This window comes from Mycobacterium sp. ML4 (assembly GCF_054515735.1).
Map to the genome: position 1 here is coordinate 99,496 of NZ_JBTNSY010000013.1, position 19,578 is coordinate 119,073.

The window sequence follows — 19,578 nt, forward strand, 5'->3', positions numbered from 1 at the left end:
TCGGTCCTCTCGTGTGATCAGCAGTGGGTGAGAAAGTGCGCCAGTACCGCGGTGCCGAACCGCAGCGCGTCGATGGGTACCCGCTCGTCGACGCCATGGAACAGCGACGTGAAGTCCAGGTCCGGAGGGAGCCGCAGCGGACTGAAGCCGAAGCAGCGAATTCCCAAGCGCATGAACGCCTTTGCGTCCGTGCCGCCGGACAGCATGTAGGGCACCGTGCGGGCACCCGGGTCCAGCGCCAGCACTGCGGCGTTCATCGCGTCCACCAGGTCGCCGTCGAACGACGTCTCATACGAGCTCAGGCTTCTGATCCATTCCCTGGTCACGTCCGGGCCGAGCAGCGCGTCCACCTCCGCTTCGAACGCCGCCAGCCGGCCCGGCAACACACGGCAGTCGATCACCGCCTCGGCGGTCGCCGGAACCACATTGGCTTTGTAGCCCGCCTTGAGCATGGTCGGGTTGGCGGTGTCGTGCAGCACGGCTTTGAGCATCCGGGCCATCGGACCCAGCTTGTCGATCATCCCGTCCAGGTCGGGCGAGTCGACGTCGAACGTCAGACCCGTCTCCTCGCTGACGGCTGCCAGGAACTGAGCGACGGTGTCGGTGCACACCAGCGGGAACTGGTGACGACCGAGGCGGGCCACGGCTTCGGCGACGGCGGTGACGGCATTGTTGTCGTGCACCATCGACCCGTGCCCCGCGCGTCCACGTGCGGTCAGCCGCATCCACTGGATGCCCTTCTCCGCCGTCTCGATCAGATACAGCCGCCGCTCGCCGCCGTCGTGGCGCGGCACCGTCAGCGAGAAACCACCCACCTCACCGATCGCTTCGGTGACCCCGTCGAACAGATCCGGCCGGTTGTCGACCAGCCACTGCGCGCCGTACTTGCCGCCGTGCTCCTCATCGGCGACAAAGGCGAACACCAGGTCGCGCGGCGGCACGATGCCCGCGCGCCGGAAATGGCGGGCTAATACCAGTGTCATGCCGACCATGTCTTTCATATCGACCGCGCCGCGGCCCCAGACGTAGCCATCCTCGATGGCGCCGGAGAACGGATGCACACTCCAATCCGCCGGTTCAGCGGGCACCACGTCGAGATGGCCGTGGATCATCAACGCTCCGCGGGTGCGGTCCGCGCCGGGCAGGCGGGCGAACACATTGCCCCGCCCAGGGGCTCCCGACTCGACGTATTCGGTCTCATAACCGACCTCCGCGAGTTGTTCCGCAATCCACCGGGCACAGTCGGCCTCGCCTTTGGTGGTCTCGAGTTCGCCGGTGTTGCTGGTGTCGAAACGAATCAGCGCACTGACGGTTTCGGCCACCTCATCGGCCGGATCTGTGGGGTTACTCGCATCAGCCGCCGTCGCTCGGGTCACAGTCACCTTTCCTACCACTGGTCTGCAAGTCCAGGCGACCCGCGGCATCGTCGTCGAGCCCGATTGGGAAGGTACGAAACGATCCGATAGCCTTAGCTGCCAACTCATGTGATTGGCCTGGTCCGAGTGGCGGAATGGCAGACGCGCTAGCTTGAGGTGCTAGTGCCCTACTAATGGGCGTGGGGGTTCAAGTCCCCCCTCGGACACAGATTGTGACGCCTCGCGTCATAGGTGACAGAGCGCGAATGAGGTCGTTGGGTGTTCTGCCCCCGGCTTGCGCAGGTCAACCTCTCAGTCGCCGTTGCCGCGCTCAGCAGTGAAATGTACAAATCACGGTTCGGTGAATGTACAGTTCACCGTCTGGAGGTATCCGTGAGCGAGTTGCGCGCGCACCTCAGCGATTGGCTCGATCGAGCTCGGGCTGGTGGTGAAGTCGTCATCACCGACCGCGGGATTCCGGTCGCGCGACTCGCTGCGCTGGACAGCGCAGGTACCTCGAAGCGTCTCACGGCCGAAGGCGTGATTGGCAAGGCCACCGCGCGGCAGCCCGCAATCACGACCTGACTGAATCCGAACTCGCCGCTGCCGAGCGTGACTGGGATGACTTTTGGGCCGCCACCCGCCCCGTCGAACTCACCACGACGGTTGAACAGCACGCCGGTCGCCTTGCCCGCGCCCATGCATTGCGCGGAGCCGACGCTGTTCATTTGGCCAGCGCGCTGGCTATCGGTGAACCCGGCCTGATCGTCGCCGTGTCGGACCGACGCCTGCACGCCGGAGCCCAAGCCGCCGGCTGCCGAGTCGCCCCCGCTCATCTCGACCCCTGATCCGAACCCGCAACATCAGACTGGGTCCACCCCAGCACGGACGCCGATGAGATACCGATGCGCAGGTCAGGACCCGTCCCCTCGGACACTCTGGAGGTGAGTCCGCGCTGACGGCGGTCTTCCCCGACCCATCACCGCCCACACGGCAGTCTGAACGCCGTGGTTGCAGCCCGGTTCTCCTGAGTGCAGGCTGGACAGTGTCTGCAGTCGGGAGCGTGACATGACTCCATCGAGGACCCCACCCAGGGGCTTTCTGCGGCGGACGCCGACCCGCAGGTACCGCGACCGGCGTGAAGCCGGTCGTGTGCTGGCCCAGCAGCTGGCTTCCTACTGCGGTCAACCCGACCTGCTCGTGCTGGGGCTGGCCCGCGGCGGCGTACCCGTCGCCTGGGAAGTCGCCGCCGCTCTGGGCGCCGAACTCGATGTGTTTCTGGTCCGCAAACTCGGTGTCCCCCGCTGGCCGGAGCTGGCGATGGGCGCTTTGGCCAGCGGCGGCAGGGTGGTGATGAACAACGACGTCGTGTCCAGCCTGCACATCGGCGAAGACGAGGTACGCAAGGTCATCGAGAGCGAGACGACGGAGCTGCGGCGGCGCGAACAGGCATACCGGGGCGGGCGGCCCGAAACCGACCCGCACGGCAAAACCGTGGTGCTGGTCGACGACGGCATCGCCACCGGCGCGAGCATGTTGGCCGCCGTACGGGCGGTGCGCGCCGCCGGACCGCGGTCGGTCGTCGTCGCGGTGCCGGTCGGACCCCGCTCAGCTTGCCGGCAACTCGCGGCCGAAGCCGACGACGTGGTGTGCGCAACCATGCCGGTGGACTTCGATGCCGTCGGCCAGGTCTATGCGGACTTTAGCCAGGTCACCGACGACGAGGTGCGCACGTTGCTCGCTACACCGGCCGGCGACATCCCGCGCCGCTGACGCGACGCTACTTCTTGGAACTCTCGTCGACCGCGGGTTCTTCGCCGGGCTCGGCAGCAGAGTCTTCGGCGATGTCAGCGTCTTCCGGATAGTCGACAGCGTCCAGGGGCTCGCCGTCGTCCTCCTCCGTCTCGTCCGCGGTGCCCGCGTCGCGCTGCTGACGCTCTCGAACCGCATCGATGATCAGCAGAATCACGCCCAGCACGCTGGCCCCGATACACACCCACGCCACCAACTCGTTGCTGGTGACGACCGCGAACACCAGCGCGACGAGCCCGATGAGGGCTAGTACGAGCGCAATGATCAGCATCAAGCATCCTCCGGCCGCCTCGGTGCGACTGCCAAACCTACCAGGGCCGCGGGCGCCCGAGGTCCAGCTCGGAGCGTGTCCGGCACCCGCTGACTAGTTCCCGCGATTGAACTGGTCGAAACCGCCCGCGTCCGCGCTGGAATCGACCGGTGCCGCTGACCCCCGCTGACCAAGCTCCTCGAGCTGGGATTCCAGGTAGGTCTTGAGCCGGGTCCGGTATTCGCGTTCGAAGGTCCGCAACTGCTCGAGTCGGCCCTCCAGCACCGTGCGTTGCTGGTTGATGGTCCCCATGATCTCGGAGTGCTTACGCTCGGCGTCGGCCTGCAAGGCGTCGGCCTTCTCCTGCGCCTGGCGCAGCTGGGTCTCCGACCGCGAGGTGGCGTCGGCGAGCATGGCATCGGCGCGCTGGCGAGCCTCCGCGACCGTGGTCTCGGCCGTGTGGCGAGCCTCACTGAGGATCTGGTCCGCGTTGGCGCGCGCGTCGGACAGCATCTTGTCCGCCTCGGCCTTGGCGGTGCTGGTCAACCGGTCAGCGGTGTCCTGCGCCAGGCTGAGCACCCGGGCGGCCTTCATCGCCTGTTCCTCGTTGGTGCCCGTCGGTGCCGCCGGAGCCGCGACCGGCGCGGGCTTGACCGGCTCGGGCTCGGGCTCGAACGACGGAATCGGCTGCGCAACGGTCGGCGCCGCCGCGCCGCCGCCCCCGGCGGCGGCCAATTCCTGATCCAACTCGGCGATGCGCTGACGCAGATCGGAGTTCTCCTCGATCAGCCGGGTCAGCTCGTTTTCCACCAGGTCGAGGAAGGCGTCAACCTCATCTTCGTTGTACCCGCGTTTGCCGATCGGCGGCTTACTGAACGCCACATTGTGGACGTCGGCAGGTGTAAGCGGCATTCTTTGTCCCCTCAAGTTCCTGGACGGTCAAGCGATCTGGTGAGTCTAAAACGGTGCGGCAGCCGTCTGGCAACTGCCGACCATCCTGTCACACCTGACTCGGCGGTCGCCGATTGGACTAATAAATAAGGAGCAATTTCAATCTCTAAGGCAAATAAATCACATTTCTTAGATGAGAAAAATCACGCGCATCACAGTTGTCGCCGAATCGTGGCCGAACCGTCTCCTAGCTACCTTTGCTCCGTGTCATGCGGCCGCTACGCCGCAGCGCTGAACGCCAGCTGCATGCCGATGAATGCCACGAGCAACAACACCAGGATCGAAAGGTCCAAGCGGACGGCGCCGATGGTGATCTGGGGGATCAAGCGGCGCAGCAACTTCACCGGTGGATCGGTGATCGACATGATGACCTCCAGGATCACCACGGTGACACCCGTGGGCCGCCAGTCCCGGCTGAACGAGCGGATCCACTCGATGACGACGCGCGCGATGAGCAGCAGCCAGAACGTGAACAGCGCAAACCCAAGGATCTGAAAAAACAGCACCAACGAGAGCCCGACCTTAACGATGAGGAGAGAGGGATGTCCGTCGCCGCCGCGGCGGCAACAGCAAGCCTACCGACCCGACCGCAGCGCACACATCTCAAGGGACGGCCGGCATGCGCTCAGCTCGGTCGGCCAGCCGGTGACCTACCGGGCTGTGCAGCGGAGATTTCGCCTATTGGTAAGCGTAGAAACCGGTTTCGGCGATGCGGCGACGCTCCTCTGGAGAGACGTCCACGTCGGCCGGCGACAGTAGGAACACCTTGGTCGCCACCTTGTCGAACGAACCGCGCAGCGCGAACGCCAGGCCGGCGGCGAAGTCGACCAGGCGCTTGGCGTCGGCGTTGTCCATCGACACCAGGTCCATGATGACCGGCGTCCCGTCGCGGAACCGCTCACCGATGGTGCGCGCCTCGCTGTAGTCCTTGGGCCGCAGGGTGGTGATCTTCGACAGCGGGTGGCCGTCCTCGAACATCATCGCCATGCGGCGCGGGTCCATCGCCAGCGCACCGCGGGTGGAGCCCCGCAGCCATGAGCCCAGCCGCGGCCGTGCCATGTCGGGCCGGTCGAATTCGCGCGGCTGGAAGCGCGAGTCGTCGGGATAACCGCCGCGGTAGCTGCTCGGCGGCGGATAGTCGGCGGGCATCTCGGGGCGCAGGTCAGCGCGGGGGTCCCGGCGGGGCTCGTCGTATTCGCGATCACGACCCTCATATCGCCCGTAATCGTCTTCGAATCGGGGCCGTGAATAACCCCGGGACGGCGTCCGGTCGTCGTAATACTCGTCGTCGTAATCCTCCATCGGAGCCATACCGAAGTAGGCCTTGACCTTGTGCAGTGTGCTCATCGTGCGACCCCTTCTAACCTGGGATATATGTTGTCTGTGATGAAGGTGTGACTCGAGTGACTATTCACGGTGACCGTAACCGCCGTTGACCCAATAGCGCGGTACCGACACGCACACACGTCGATCCATGTTTGACGGCGATCTCGAAGTCGTGGGACATCCCCGCTGATAGCCCCACCGCATCCGGGAATGCCGCACGCACCCGGCAGTGCTCGGATTGCAGCCGGTCAAAGGCCCGTTCCGGATCCCAATCCAGCGGCGGAACGCCCATCAACCCGACCAGTTCCAGACCCTCGGCCCGCTCCACCTGTGCACATATCCGATCCACCGCCGCGGGGTCTGCGATGTCGACTCCGCCGCGCGAGGCATCACCGTCGAGGCTGACCTGCACGTAGACCCGCAGGGGAATGCTGCGGCGACGCTCGGCCAGTGCGGCAACGACCGCCCGCTCCAGCGCGGTCACCAGCGGGGCGCTGTCGATCGAGTGGGCGGTGTGGGCCCAGCGTGCCAGCGCGCGGGCCTTCTTGCGCTGGATCTGCCCGACCATATGCCACTGCATGTCGCGCGATCCCCCGTCCGGGGACTCCGCCAGCAACCTCGCGACCTCGACCACCTTCGCCGAGGCTTCCTGCTCCCGCGATTCGCCGACCGCCCGGCATCCGAGCCGGGCCAGAATCGCCACGTCGGTGGCCGGGAAGAACTTGGTGATCGGCAGCAGCTCGATCTCTGCGACATTGCGCCCGGCCGCCTCGGCGGCCGCCGCCAGTCGCGCCCGCACCGACGCGAACGCGCGGGTCAATTCCGATTGGCGCTCACTCTGTGCCACATCCTCCGCCGTCATCGTGGTCATTCCATCCACACCAGCGACGCCAGCCGGCCGGTCGGCGCGTCGCGCCGGTGACTGAACAGCGCACGGTCGGCCACGGTGCAGCGCGGGTCGACCTCGATGGCCGTCACCCCCAACTCACCGAGCTGCCTGGAGATACCGGCGCGAAGATCGAGGCCGCAAGTGCCCGCGGCGGTCTTGGTCCGGCTGCCGGGCAATGCGGCTTCGACCTCCGCGGCCATGGCATCAGGCACCTCGTAGTTGCGACCGCTGACCGCCGGGCCCAGCAGCGCAGACATGTCGCCGGCCCGCGCACCGAGCTCCAGCATCGCCTCGACCGCACGGGCCACCACGCCGTGCTGCGCGCCGACGCGACCGGCATGCACCGCGCCGACGACACCGGCGCGCGCGTCGGCGAGTAACACCGGCACACAATCGGCCGTCACCACGGCCAACGCCAATCGCGTTGTCGCAGTAACCATTCCGTCGGTGGCATGCAGCGGCCCCGGCAGCGGTCCGTCGACCACCCGGACGTGGGTGCCGTGCACCTGATTCATCCAGACCACACGGTCCAGCGGCAGGCCGACGGCCTTGGCCAGCCGCGACCGGTTGGCGCGCACGGCGGCCGCGTCGTCACCGACGTGGTCGCCGAGATTGAAAGTGTCGAACGGCGGCTTCGACACGCCGCCCGCCCGGGTGGTGGTCACCCGCCGGATACGAACGCTCACGTCTTCAGTATCTGGATCCTGTCGCCTGCCACGCCGCATCGACGTCGGGCCATGATGTTTCGAGGCCGGTTTGTCGCGCAGCGGCAAGTAAATTGAGACCTCAGCGCCGCATGAAGGGCGGCACATCGACGTCGTCATCGTCGCCACCGATGCTTAACGTGGCGCCGTTGGTGTGCAGCGGCACGCTGACGGCGTCTACCGGCTCGAACAACGTCGAGGTGAGCTTGCCTGCCTTGGCCGTCTCGATGCGATGAGCGCCACCGGTCTCGGTACCGCTGACGGCTTTACGGCCGGGTCCGGCGTCGAAGCCCGCCGCGATCACGGTGACGCGCACCTCGTCACCGAGCGAGTCGTCGATCACGGTGCCGAAAATGATGTTCGCGTCCTGGTGAGCGGCGTCCTGCACCAGCGAGGCGGCTTCGTTGATCTCGAACAATCCCAGGTCGCTGCCGCCGGCGATGGACATCAGCACCCCCTGTGCGCCTTCCATCGAAGCTTCAAGCAGCGGCGAGTTGATCGCGATCTCGGCGGCCTTGAGCGACCGTCCCTCGCCGCGGGCCGAACCGATACCCATCAGGGCGGTGCCCGCGCCGGACATGATGCCCTTGACGTCGGCGAAGTCGACATTGATCAGCCCCGGAGTGGTGATCAGATCGGTGATGCCCTGGACACCGTTGAGCAGCACCTCGTCGGCGCTGCGGAAGGCATCCATCAGCGACACCGCCGCATCGCCCATCTGTAGCAACCGGTCGTTGGGGATCACGATCAGGGTGTCGCAGCTTTCCCGCAGCGCTGCGATGCCGTTCTCGGCCTGGTTGCTGCGCCGCTTGCCTTCGAAGGAGAACGGCCGGGTGACGACGCCGACGGTCAGCGCCCCCAGTTTGCGGGCGATACTCGCCACCACCGGCGCCCCGCCCGTGCCGGTGCCGCCGCCCTCACCCGCGGTGACGAAGACCATGTCGGCGCCGCGCAGCAGTTCCTCGATCTCTTCCTTCGCGTCTTCTGCGGCCTTCTTCCCGACGTCCGGGTCGGCGCCGGCCCCGAGTCCGCGTGTCGAATCGCGGCCCACGTCGAGTTTGACGTCGGCATCGCTCATCAACAGCGCCTGCGCGTCGGTGTTGATCGCGATGAACTCCACGCCCTTGAGGCCTTGCTCGATCATTCGGTTGACGGCGTTGACGCCGCCACCACCGATGCCAACGACCTTGATGACGGCCAGGTAGTTGTGTGGGGGGGTCATCATTCGTCTTCCTCCCTGAGGGGCTCAGTTCCCTGGTCTGCGTGCGGTGTGTCTTCTTGCAAAACCCTCAACCTCAACCATAGAGTTAGAGTTATGTCAAGTAGTTCCGTGTAACCAGAACCGTATGGGTACGACGGGCGCCAGCCGTGCAGGCGCGCCGACACGCGGCACGGTTTTTTCTCGCGTGAGCAGACGCAAAGTCGCCGAAATTCCGCTTGAAATGGGCGAGTTTGTGTCTGCTCGCGCTACTTGACCGTCGGCAGGTCCGGGGTGGACACGTCGTAGGTGCGTCCGGGCTGAGTCAGCAGCGCGGCGAGCTTCTCGGCCTTCTCCGCCGCACGGTCGGTGGTTCCCCAGATCACCACCCGGCCGTCGGTCAGCGTCAGCGTGATCGAGGACACCGAGGGCGCCGCGATGCGGCCGACCTGGTCGGCGACCTCGGGACGCAACGTGCTCAACACCTTCAGTGCGGCCAGCGTCGCCGGATCGCTGGGCCCGGGGTTGTCCACATCGATGTACGGCACCGCGGGCGGCGGCGGGTCCGTCGCGAAGTCGACGCCGTCGCGGTCGAACAGATGTGGTCCGTCCGGAAAATCCTTGACCACCACGGGTGTTCGCTCGACGATCGTGATGCGCAGCGCGGACGGATACTGCCGCTGTACCCGCGCGCTGGCCACCCGCCGGATCGCGGCGACCCGGTCGGCGACCTGGGTGGTGTTGATCTGCAGCAATGGCGTCCCGATGCGCACCTGCGCGGCGTCGAGCACTTCCTCGCGGGTGACCACACCGGTGCCGGTGACCACGACGGTGCGCGCCGACATCGCCGGTGTGAAGTAGAGGACCAGCCCCAGTGCGATCCCGATTACCACCAGCAGCACCGTGGCCAGCAACATCTTCAGACCTCGAACGACCCCGCGCGCCGGCTTCTTCGGGGCGTGGGACCCCGGCAGCACAGTCCCTTTGGCGCGCCGCTTGGCCTCGCGGCGCGCCTGCTCGATCGCCATGGCGCGGGCCTGGGCGGCCCGGCGCTCCGCGCGCTCCCGCCGGGCCCGCCGGCGCGGCCCTTCGAAGTCCTCTTCTTCGGCGGCCTTCGGGGCGGGCTCGGATGCGGCGCCGGTGGCGATCGGTTCGGTGGCCGCTTCGCCGGTGCCGCCGGGGTCTGCCGCTTCCTCGGCCAGGTCGGTGGGCCGGCCTTCGTCGGGTTCGCTCACTGCGGCACTTCCCGGCCGGGTGCGCCGCGGTTTGCCCTTACCCGCAGTGCGGTCACGATCTCAGGGCCCAGCAGCGTGACGTCGCCTGCACCCATGGTGACGATGACGTCGCCGGGTGCGGCCGCGGCGGCGACCGCGTCGGGCACCGCCGAGAAGTCTGACAGGTAGTGCACCGGCACGCTGACATGCTCGGCGACGGTGGCTCCGCTGATGCCGGCCAGCGGTTGCTCCCGGGCGCCGTAGACGTCAAGCACGAACACCTCGTCGGCGCCGTCCAGCGCGCGGCCGAACTCCTCTGCGAAAGCCTTTGTCCGCGAATACAAATGGGGCTGGAACACGACGAGTGAGCGACCGCCGCCGCGCTGCTGGACGATCGAACGCACCGCCGCCAGGGTGGCCCCGATCTCAGTCGGATGATGGGCGTAGTCGTCGAACACCCGGACCGAATCGGCGGTGCCGACCAGTTCGAAGCGCCGCCGCACGCCTTCGAAGCCCGCCAGCCCGTCGAGTACCTCGTCGACGGGGGCCCCGGTCTCGGTGGCGGCCAACAGCGCGCCCAGCGCGTTGAGGGCCATGTGCCGTCCGGGTACCGACAACCGGATCGCCCGCTGCCGGGACTCCCCGGCCAGTTCGATGTGCGCGACGGCTGTGGTGCCGCGTTGCTCCCAGGACACCAACCTGGCTGCCAACCGGCCTTCCCCCGACCCGTACCGCAGCACCCGTATTCCCAGTGCGTCCGTGCGCTCGGCGAGAGCTGCCGCACCCGGGTCGTCGGTGCACACCACCAGCGCACCGCCGGGCGCGAGCTGCTCGACGAAGGAATCGAACACGCCGACGTAGGCGTCGGTGCTGCCGTAGAAATCCAGGTGGTCGGACTCGATGTTGGTCACAACCGCGACGTCGGGCGTGTACTCCAGCAATGTGCCGTCGCTCTCGTCGGCCTCGGCGACGAAATAATTGCCGCTGCCGTGGTGCGCGTTGGTACCGGCCTCCCCCAGCTCGCCCCCCACAGCGAAAGACGGGTCGCGCCCGCAGTGCTGCAGCGCCACGATGAGCATCGACGTTGTCGTGGTCTTCCCGTGGGTGCCGGTGACCATCAACGTGGTGCGTCCGGCCATCAACTTGGCCAGCACCACCGGCCTCAATACCACCGGAATGCCGCGGCGGCGGGCTTCCACCAGCTCCGGATTGGTTTTGGGAATTGCGGCATGGGTGGTGATGACGGCGGTGACACCGCCGGGCAGCAGATCCAGCGCCGACGCGTCGTGCCCTATGCGGATCAGCGCACCGCGGGCTCGCAGCGCATGCACCCCGCGCGACTCCTTGGCATCCGACCCGGACACCAGCGCGCCGCGGTCGAGCAGGATGCGGGCGATGCCGGACATGCCGGCACCGCCGATACCCACCATGTGTACCCGCTGCAGCTCCGGCGGCAGCTGTTCAGCGCTCACCGGCGCCCTCCGGCCGGTGTCCGCCGGGCGACCTCCAGCGCCGCCATGGCGACCTGCTCTGCGGCGTCGCGGTGGCCGACGCGGGCCGCCGCCGCCGTCATCGCTGCCAGCCGCGGCGGGTTGGTGAGCAATCCGGACACCTCGTGTGCCACCAGTTCCGGGCTCAGCACGGCGTCGGCGACGATCATGCCGCCGCCCGCGTTGACCACCGGCAGTGCATTGAGCCGCTGCTCGCCGTTGCCGATCGGGAGCGGCACGTAGATCGCCGGCAGCCCGACGGCCGACACCTCGGCCACCGTCATCGCTCCGGACCGGCAGATCACCATGTCGGCGGCGGAGTAGGCGAGGTCCATCCGGTCCAGATAGGGCACCGCGACGTACGGTGGATCACCGGGACCCGGCGTGCGCAGTTCGAGCGTGTTCTTGGGACCGTGCGCATGCAGCACCGACACTCCGGCCGCGGCGAGATCGGCTGCCGCGCCGGAGACGGCGCGGTTCAACGACACCGCACCTTGGGAGCCGCCGAACACGAGCAGCACGCGCGCATCGTCGGCGAAGCCGAAGTGGGCCCGCGCCTGGGTGCGCAGGGCGGTGCGATCGAGTGTGGTGATCGTGGCCCGCACCGGCACCCCTACCACCTCGGCGCGCCGCAGTCCTGAACCGGGCACCGCGGACAGGATGCGGTCCGCGTACCGGGCGCCCACCCGGTTGGCCAGCCCGGCCCGGGCATTGGCTTCGTGGATCACCACCGGGATGCGCCGGCGACCGGGCCTGCGGGATGCCAGATACGCCGGCAGGGCCACGTAGCCGCCGAAACCGACGACGACGTCGGCGTCGACCTTGTCGAACACCGCCCGGGTCTCCCGAACGGCACGCCAAATCCGCGGTGGCAACCGGGCCAAGTCGCCGCTGGGTTTGCGCGGCAAGGGCACCGGCGTGATCAACTCCAGGTCATAGCCGCGCTCAGGTACCAACCGGGTCTCCAGCCCGCGCGCTGTACCCAGGGCGGTGATTCTGATGCCGGGGTCCAGTGCGGTCAGCGCGTCCGCGACCGCCATCGCGGGTTCCACGTGTCCGGCTGTCCCGCCGCCGGCCAGCACGACCGAGAACGCACCACCGGCGGGCAGGGGAACTGCCCCTTGCCCGCCGGCTGACTGCCTGAGCTTGTCGTTCACCCGTAACGCTGACCTTCCAATGCACCGACGCGCCGGGTGCGGCGCCGGCCCGCATACTGCTGGCCAGATCCATGATGCCTCTCGCGCACCTGTCGACCACCCGCGGACCGGCGACCGGCACGCGGTAGCGCCTTCTGTGGCGCGGCGCGACGCGGTGGCTTGGGCGCCGGCCGCGGTTGCGGGCGCTTGCGATCGCGGAACGACTCGAGCCGAGTCGGCACGTACGGCTCCGGCAGCGGCAACCGCAGCAGCCGGTTCACTTTATCGTCGCGCCCGGCGCGCAGAGCGGCCACCGCCTCGGGTTCGTGCCGGGCCGCGTTGGCCATGATGCCGATCATGAAAAGAGTTGCCGCCGTCGAGGTCCCGCCGGCCGATATGAGTGGCAGCTGCAAGCCGGTGACGGGAAGCAGACCGATCACGTAGCCGATGTTGATGAACGCCTGCCCGAGCACCCACAACGTCGTCGTGGCGGTGAGCAGGCGCAGGAACGGATCGGCCGACCGGCGCGCGATGCGCATGCCGGTGTAGGCGAACAAACCGAACAGCCCCAGCAGTCCCACGGCCCCGACAAGCCCCAGCTCTTCACCGATGATCGCAAAGATGAAGTCGTTGTGGGCATTGGGCAGATAGTTCCACTTCGCCACACCCTGGCCCAGGCCGTCACCGAAGATGCCGCCGTGAGCCAACGCGTATTTGGCCTGCCGGGCCTGGTAACCGGTGTCCATCGGGTCGTCCTCCGGGTCCAGCCAGGACCGGACCCGGTCGGAGCGGTAGCCCGCGGACATCGCCAGGACCGCGCCGGCGGCGAACACCGCACCAAGCGAGCTCACGAAAACTCGCAGGGGCAGCCCGGCGTACCACAGCAGACCGAGCAGGATGATGCCCAGCGACACGGTCTGGCCGAGGTCAGGCTGGGCCACGATCAGCCCGAGCGCGATGAGCGCCGCGGGCACCAACGGGATGAGCATTTCGCGCAGCGAGGCCCGCTCCAGGCGCCGGGCCGCCAACAGGTGGGCGCCCCAGATCGCGAACGCGATCTTGGCCAGCTCGGACGGCTGCATGGAGAATCCCGCGATCACGAACCACTTGCGAGACCCGTTGGCGAGGTTGCCGATTCCGGGAATGAGCACCAGCACCAGCAGGATGATGGTGACCGCGTAGCTGGTGAAGGCCACGCGACGGATGAATCGGATCGACATCCGCAATCCTGCGTAGCAGGCGACGAGTCCGACGACCGTCCAGAGCACCTGCTTACCGAAGATGATCCAGGCGGAGCCGTCATTGCCGTAGGAGTGCACACCCGATGCCGACAGCACCATGATCAGCCCCAGCGACGTCAGCAGCGCGGTCACCGCCATGATCAGATGGAACGACGTCATCGGCCGACCAAGCCAGGCACCGAAGGTGGTGCGGGACATGCGTAACGCGTTCTTGGGTTGATCGGGTTTCTCGCCGGTGGCCGACCCCTCTGTCGCGGGGCTGTCCTGCGCCTCCGTCACCTCGGCGGACGGCTCCCCCTTGTCCCGGCGCAGCAGCCGGGTCAAACCGCTACCCACCCGCCTACCGAACCGCGGAGCGCACGGCCGCCGCGAAGGCGTCACCTCGTGCGGCGTACCCGCTGAACTGGTCGAATGACGCGCCGGCCGGCGCGAGCAGCACGGCGTCACCGGGGCGGGCCATCCGGCGCGCCGCGGCGACGGCCGCGGCCATCACGCGGGTCCCGACGTCATCGATACCGTTGTTCACTTCCGTCACATCAGTAACAGAAATCACATCAGTCGCATACATCCCAACATCCTCGCCTGTAACAACCTGTACGACAGGGACATCCGGCGCGTGTCGCGATAACGCCTCAGCAACCACGGCACGATCTCGCCCGAAAAGCACGGCTCCGACCAGGTGGGATGCGATGCGGGTCACTTCGGCGTCCAGGGATGCGCCCTTGAGCAGGCCACCGGCCAACCACACCACGCGCGGATAGGCCAGCGCGGATTCCCGCGCGGCGTGCGGGTTGGTGGCCTTGGAATCGTCGACGTAGGTGATGCCGTCCGCGACGGCCACCACTTCACCGCGATGCCGCCCCGGCCGGAATGAGGCGATGGCCGAGGCGATCGCCTCGGGGGCCACGCCGACCGCACGGGCCAGCGCCGCTGCGGCCAGCGTATTGAGCACTCCGACCGGGCCCGGCACCGGTATCGACGTCACCGGCAGCAGCGGCAGGTCCGCGGCAAAAGCACGGTCGACCAGCTGCCCATCACGCACGCCGAGCTCTCCGGGCGCGGGTTCTCCGAGCCGGAAGCCCACTCGCACCGAGGCCGGCGCGGTGTCGCGCAACGCCGCGGCCCGCGCGTCGTCCAGGCCGACGACGGCCACCCGGCCGGTGAGGACCCGGGCCTTGGCTGCGGTGTAGGCGGCCATGGTGTGGTGCCAGTCCAGGTGATCTTCGGCGATGTTGAGCACCACACCCACCTCGGGCCGCAGCGAGGGCGCCCAGTGCAGCTGAAAGCTGGAGAGCTCGACGGCCAGCACCTCGGACGGCTGGTCCAGCACGTCGAGCACCGGGTCGCCGATGTTTCCGCACAGCCGGCTGCGTAACCCGCCGGCGATCAGCATGTCGTGCAGCATCGAGGTGGTGGTCGTCTTTCCGTTGGTTCCGGTCACGACCAGCCACCGCCTCGCGGACCCGTAGTGGCCGGCCGCATCCAGTCGCCAGGCCAGCTCCACATCACCCCATATGGGCACGCCGGCCGCCGCGGCGGCCGCCAGGACCGGGGCGCTGGGCTGGAATCCGGGACTGGTCACCACCAGCGCGTACCGGTCGATCCGCTCGATCGCGATGGCGGGGTCGGCGGTGGCGACGCCGCCGGCGGCGTGCGGCGCCAGCATCGCCGGGTCGTCGTCACACAACGTCGGTTCGGCCCCGAATCGGGTCAGCGCCGACAACACCGCGCGGCCGGTCACTCGGGCGCCGGCGATCAGGACGGGCGCACCCGGCGCCAGGGGTTCCAACACGTCAGGCACCGATCGTGGAGAGCCACTCACCGTAGAACAGAGCGACGCCCAAGCCGCAGCTGATCGCGGTCAGCAACCAGAACCTGATGATCACCGTGGTCTCCGCCCAGCCGCCCAGCTCGAAGTGGTGATGGAACGGGGCCATCCGGAACACTCGGCGCCCGGTGGTCCGGAAGGCCAAGATCTGCACCACCACCGAGGTGACCTCGGCGACGAACAGCGCGCCCAGCACTACCGCCAGAATCTCGGTGCGGCTGGTCACCGACAGCCCGGCGATGATGCCGCCCAAAGCCAGCGAACCCGTATCGCCCATGAAGATCTTTGCCGGCGCGGCATTCCACCACAGGAACCCGATGCAGGCCCCGGCCGTGGCCGCCGCGATCAACGCCAGGTCCAACGGGTCGCGCACGTTATAGCAGCCCAGGCCCGGCGCGGTGACGCAGGCGTTGCGGTACTGCCAGAAGGTGATCAGGACGTAGGCGCCGGTCACCATCGCCATACAGCCCGCGGCCAGGCCGTCCAGGCCATCGGTGAAATTCACCGCGTTCGACCAGGCGCTGACCACCACCACACAGAACAACACGAACATCCCCGGCGCGAAGGTGACGGTGGCGATCTCGCGGACGTAGGACAGGTCGGCACTGCCCGGCGTGAGCCCCGCGCCGTTGCGGAACTCCAACACCAGCACCGCGAACAGCACCGCGGCGGTGATCTGTCCGACCGTCTTGGCCGTCTTGTTCAGTCCCAGGTTGCGCGACCTGCGGATCTTGATCAGATCGTCGAGGAAGCCCACCCCGCCCAGGCTGGTAGCCAGACCGAGCACCAACAGGCCGGACGCGGTGATGCCCTCGCCGTCCAACACCAGCCCGAACAGGTGGGTGCCCAGGTAGCCGGCCCAGATGCCGGCCAGGATCGCGACCCCACCCATCGACGGCGTACCACGCTTGCTGTGGTGACTCGGCGGGCCATCCTCGCGGATCTGGTGACCGAAACCCTGCCTGGTGAACAGCCGGATCAGCGCCGGCGTCAACAGGATGGACACGGTCACCGCGATAGCCACGGCGATCAGGATCTGCCTCACCGGCGTGCGCTCCCGTCGTCGTCAGCGACCAACGCCTCGGCCAGCGCCCCCAACCCGGCAGAGTTGGACGCCTTGACAAGCACCACGTCCCCCGGCTGCAGCTCGGCGCGCAACAGGGCCAGGGCGGCGGCCGCGTCGTCCACCATGACGGCCCCTCGGTCGCCGTCGGAGCCCCACGAGCCCTCCATCACCGCACCCTGGTGCATGGCGCTCATCGACCTCCCGGTTCCGACGACAACGAGTCGAGACACATCTAATCGCACCGCGAGCCGGCCGATGCGGTCGTGCTCGGTTATGGCGTCCAAGCCGAGCTCGGCCATCTCACCCAGTACCGCCCAGCTGCGGCGCGGTTGGTCCTTCCCGTGCGCGATCCAGGCGAGCGCCTGCAAACCGGCCCGCATCGAGTCCGGGTTGGCGTTGTACGCGTCGTCGATGACGGTGACGCCGTCGGCGCGGGTGCTGACGTGCATGCGGTGGCCCGACACCGGGCCGGCCGCGTCGAGCGCCGCCGCGATCTGCCCGATGCCTGCACCACACTCGAGTGCGACCGCGGCCGCGCAAAGTGCGTTGCTGACCTGATGGTCGCCGTACACCCCGAGCCGAACCTCGGCCTCGTCAGCACCGGCGTGCAGGGTGAACTGCGGCCTGGCCAACCCATCGAGCGACACCGGCCCGGCCCACACGTCGCCGGCATTGCGACTCACCCGGACCACCCTGGCCGCCGTCACGTCGGCCATGGCGGCCACCATCGGGTCGTCAACGTTGAGAATCACCACCCCGGACGACGGAACGGATTGCGGCAGTTCGGATTTGGTTCGAGCGATCATCTCGCGCGAGCCGAATTCGCCCAGGTGGGCGGTGCCGACATTCAACACGACGCCGATCGAGGGGGTCGCGATGTCGGCCAGTGCGGCGATGTTGCCGGGGTGGCGCGCCGACATCTCCAGGATGAGGAAGTCGGTGTCACGCGTCGCCCGCAGCACCGTCCAGGGATGACCCAGCTCGTTGTTGAACGAACCCGGCGGCGCCACCACCTCACCCAGCGGCCGCAGCACCGCGGCCACCAGGTCCTTGGTCGACGTCTTGCCCGACGAGCCGGTGATCCCGATGATCCTCAGCCCACCGGCCACCAGGTCGGCGGCCACGGCCCTGGCGAGCCTCGCCAGCGCGGCCAGCACCGCCGCACCCGAGCCGTCGGCGTCGTGCTCGAGCACCGAAGCCCGGTCGTCGGCCGCCGCCTGCGGCTTCACCACGATCGCCGGCACCCCGACCGGGCGGGCGGCCAGCACCGCTACCGCACCGGCGGCCACCGCTGAGGCCGCATGGTCATGACCATCCGCGCGTGCACCCGGCAGCGCGAGGAACAGCCCGCCCGGACCGACTGCCCGCGAGTCGAATTCCACCGTTCCGGTGACGCGGGTGGCCGCGGCCCGCTTCGGGGTGATGTCGGCGAGCGTGCCGCCGACGATGTCGGCGATCTCGGCCACGGTCAGGTCGATCATCGCGTCTCCAGAGCGTGCGCCAGTTCCACCCGGTCATCGAACGGACGCACCTCGCCGGCGCCGCGCTGACCGGTCTCATGACCTTTGCCCGCGATGAGTATCACGTCACCGGGGCCGGCCCAGGCGACAGCGTGCCGGATCGCCGCCCGCCGGTCGGCGATCTCGACCAGCTCGGCTTTGGATCCCACTTCGGCTGCCCCGGAGAGGATCTCGCGCCGAATGGCGGCAGGATTCTCGCTACGCGGGTTGTCGTCGGTGACGACGACCAAGTCGGCGAGTTCGGCGGCCACCGCACCCATCGGCGCCCGCTTGCCCGGGTCGCGGTCGCCGCCGGCGCCGAACACCACGGCCAGGCGCCGATCGGATTGCGCCAGCGTGGACAGCACCGCGCGCAACGCGCCCGGTTTGTGCGCGTAGTCGACCAGGGCGAGAAAGTCCTGGCCGCGGTCCACCTGCTCGAGCCGCCCGGGCACCCGGGTTTGCCGAAGACCAGGCGCCGCCTGCGCGGGAGAAACCCCGACCGTATCCAGAATCGCCAGGGCGACAAGGCAATTGGCGATATTGTAGTGCCCCGGCAGGTTTATGCCGATGCGGTGCTTGGTCCCCGCGGGATCGACGGCGGTGAACTCCTGGCTCGCCGGTCCGGTGGTCGTGATGTCGGCGGCACGCCAGTGCGCTGGTTGGCCGGTGACGCTGACGGTGATCGCGTCACCGGCCCGCGCCGCCATCGCACGACCGGCGTCGTCGTCGACGCAGACGACGACCGTGCGGGCGCGCAGTGCCGAAGCGGGGTCGAACAGCAGCGCCTTGGCCTCGAAGTAGTCCGCCATGGTCTGATGAAAATCCAGGTGGTCACGCGAGAGGTTGGTGAAACCGCCGACGGCGAACTCGGTGCCGTCCACCCGGCCCAGGGCCAGCGCGTGACTCGACACTTCCATCACGACCGTGTCGACCCCGCGCTCGGCCATCGCCGCGAACATCGCCTGCAGTGCCGGGGCCTCCGGGGTGGTCAGCGTACTGGGGATGTCGACACCGTCGATGCGGATGCCGATGGTGCCGACCAGACCCGCGACCCGACCGCCGGCCCGCAGACCCGCTTCGACCAGATACGTCGTGGTGGTCTTGCCCGATGTCCCGGTGATTCCGACAATCGTGACCCGATCCGACGGGCGGCCGTACACGGTGGCGGCAAGCCCACCCAGCACGCTGCGCGGTGCCGGGTGCACCACGACCGGCACCTTTTGCGCCTGCGCCCCCATCACGGCGACGCCGTCCGCGTCGGTGAGCACCGCAACGGCGCCGCGCTCGATGGCATCACCGGCATGCCGGGCGCCGTGCGTGGTCGCGCCGGGCAGCGCGGCGAACAGATCACCGGGTTGGACGTCCTGGGCGCGCAGCGTCACGCCGGTCACCTGCACCTCAGAGATGACGCCGGAGGCCGCTGTCGCCGCGATCTGCGCAGCCAGCGCGACCAACGGCTGGCCCGCAACGGTACGGGGGCGTAATCCCATGGGCGTCGGCTCCGCCACTGGCACCACCTCCGTCCGACCGCAGATGTTTAAGAGATCGCCATGATCGGCCTAGACACCCTACCCAGACCGAGCGGTGTGACGCGCGAAAGCCGCGCCCGGGCACGA

16 protein-coding genes, 1 tRNA gene and 3 pseudogenes are annotated in these 19,578 nt (G+C 68.4%); 4 read left to right on the forward strand and 16 right to left on the reverse strand.

The window, feature by feature from the left end:
- Positions 1–17: 17 nt before the first annotated feature.
- A complete protein-coding gene (locus ACX9NE_RS16395) occupies positions 18–1,394 on the reverse strand; it encodes a M20/M25/M40 family metallo-hydrolase (RefSeq protein WP_459362423.1) in 1,377 nt (458 codons plus the stop codon).
- Positions 1,395–1,496: 102 nt separating this feature from the next.
- On the opposite strand from ACX9NE_RS16395, the gene ACX9NE_RS16400 reads away from it, so the two are divergent.
- From ACX9NE_RS16400 to ACX9NE_RS16415, 4 genes and pseudogenes are all read left to right on the forward strand, one after another.
- A tRNA-Leu gene (locus tag ACX9NE_RS16400) sits at positions 1,497–1,582 on the forward strand.
- Between the two features lie 64 nt (positions 1,583–1,646).
- Positions 1,647–1,925: pseudogene (locus tag ACX9NE_RS16405) on the forward strand (type II toxin-antitoxin system Phd/YefM family antitoxin); the annotation flags it as partial.
- Positions 1,916–2,203, forward strand: a pseudogene (locus ACX9NE_RS16410) (type II toxin-antitoxin system VapC family toxin); the annotation flags it as partial. The pseudogenes ACX9NE_RS16405 and ACX9NE_RS16410, both read left to right, overlap by 10 nt.
- A gap of 232 nt (positions 2,204–2,435) precedes the next feature.
- Positions 2,436–3,128: pseudogene (locus tag ACX9NE_RS16415) on the forward strand (phosphoribosyltransferase); the annotation flags it as partial.
- 7 nt (positions 3,129–3,135) lie between these two features.
- Here the strand turns inward: ACX9NE_RS16415 and ACX9NE_RS16420 are convergent.
- The 15 genes from ACX9NE_RS16420 to ACX9NE_RS16490 form a co-directional block, all read right to left on the reverse strand.
- Positions 3,136–3,438, reverse strand: a complete 303-nt coding sequence (locus ACX9NE_RS16420; protein WP_459362422.1) for a hypothetical protein — start codon at positions 3,436–3,438, stop codon at positions 3,136–3,138.
- Between the two features lie 93 nt (positions 3,439–3,531).
- On the reverse strand, positions 3,532–4,329 hold the full coding sequence (wag31, locus tag ACX9NE_RS16425) for a DivIVA-like cell division protein Wag31 (protein ID WP_459362421.1): 798 nt from the start codon (positions 4,327–4,329) through the stop codon (positions 3,532–3,534).
- A gap of 257 nt (positions 4,330–4,586) precedes the next feature.
- Positions 4,587–4,877, reverse strand: a complete 291-nt coding sequence (locus ACX9NE_RS16430; RefSeq protein WP_459362420.1) for a YggT family protein — start codon at positions 4,875–4,877, stop codon at positions 4,587–4,589.
- A gap of 169 nt (positions 4,878–5,046) precedes the next feature.
- Positions 5,047–5,715, reverse strand: coding sequence for a cell division protein SepF (locus ACX9NE_RS16435; RefSeq protein ID WP_459362419.1), 669 nt, complete (start codon positions 5,713–5,715; stop codon positions 5,047–5,049).
- 64 nt (positions 5,716–5,779) lie between these two features.
- Positions 5,780–6,556, reverse strand: a complete 777-nt coding sequence (locus tag ACX9NE_RS16440) for a YggS family pyridoxal phosphate-dependent enzyme (protein WP_459362497.1) — start codon at positions 6,554–6,556, stop codon at positions 5,780–5,782.
- 5 nt (positions 6,557–6,561) lie between these two features.
- On the reverse strand, positions 6,562–7,269 hold the full coding sequence (pgeF, locus tag ACX9NE_RS16445; protein WP_459362418.1) for a peptidoglycan editing factor PgeF: 708 nt from the start codon (positions 7,267–7,269) through the stop codon (positions 6,562–6,564).
- A 100-nt stretch (positions 7,270–7,369) separates the two neighbouring features.
- Positions 7,370–8,509: a cell division protein FtsZ gene (gene ftsZ, locus ACX9NE_RS16450; protein ID WP_459362417.1), complete on the reverse strand. Its 1,140-nt coding sequence runs from the start codon at positions 8,507–8,509 to the stop codon at positions 7,370–7,372.
- Between the two features lie 245 nt (positions 8,510–8,754).
- Positions 8,755–9,687 carry a cell division protein FtsQ/DivIB gene (locus ACX9NE_RS16455; RefSeq protein ID WP_459362496.1) on the reverse strand — a complete coding sequence of 311 codons (933 nt, stop codon included), beginning with the start codon at positions 9,685–9,687 and terminating at the stop codon, positions 8,755–8,757.
- A 29-nt stretch (positions 9,688–9,716) separates the two neighbouring features.
- Entirely contained in the window at positions 9,717–11,171 is a 1,455-nt protein-coding gene (gene murC / locus ACX9NE_RS16460; RefSeq protein ID WP_459362416.1) for a UDP-N-acetylmuramate--L-alanine ligase, read from the reverse strand.
- Positions 11,168–12,346, reverse strand: coding sequence for an undecaprenyldiphospho-muramoylpentapeptide beta-N-acetylglucosaminyltransferase (murG, locus tag ACX9NE_RS16465; protein WP_459362415.1), 1,179 nt, complete (start codon positions 12,344–12,346; stop codon positions 11,168–11,170). Before murG ends, murC begins: the two co-directional genes overlap by 4 nt.
- Positions 12,343–13,902, reverse strand: coding sequence for a putative lipid II flippase FtsW (gene ftsW, locus ACX9NE_RS16470; protein WP_459362414.1), 1,560 nt, complete (start codon positions 13,900–13,902; stop codon positions 12,343–12,345). The genes murG and ftsW overlap by 4 nt, the downstream gene beginning before the upstream one ends.
- Positions 13,903–13,906: 4 nt before the next feature.
- The gene (gene murD, locus ACX9NE_RS16475; RefSeq protein ID WP_459362413.1) at positions 13,907–15,358 is read right to left on the reverse strand and encodes a UDP-N-acetylmuramoyl-L-alanine--D-glutamate ligase; all 1,452 of its coding nucleotides are present in this window, start codon (positions 15,356–15,358) and stop codon (positions 13,907–13,909) included.
- Between the two features lies 1 nt (position 15,359).
- Positions 15,360–16,439 carry a phospho-N-acetylmuramoyl-pentapeptide-transferase gene (mraY, locus tag ACX9NE_RS16480; protein WP_459362412.1) on the reverse strand — a complete coding sequence of 360 codons (1,080 nt, stop codon included), beginning with the start codon at positions 16,437–16,439 and terminating at the stop codon, positions 15,360–15,362.
- On the reverse strand, positions 16,436–17,941 hold the full coding sequence (locus ACX9NE_RS16485; protein ID WP_459362410.1) for a UDP-N-acetylmuramoyl-tripeptide--D-alanyl-D-alanine ligase: 1,506 nt from the start codon (positions 17,939–17,941) through the stop codon (positions 16,436–16,438). The genes mraY and ACX9NE_RS16485 overlap by 4 nt, the downstream gene beginning before the upstream one ends.
- Positions 17,938–19,452 (reverse strand): UDP-N-acetylmuramoyl-L-alanyl-D-glutamate--2,6-diaminopimelate ligase, encoded by a 1,515-nt coding sequence (locus tag ACX9NE_RS16490; RefSeq protein ID WP_459362495.1) that lies wholly within the window; start codon positions 19,450–19,452, stop codon positions 17,938–17,940. Before ACX9NE_RS16490 ends, ACX9NE_RS16485 begins: the two co-directional genes overlap by 4 nt.
- Positions 19,453–19,578 lie beyond the last annotated feature (126 nt).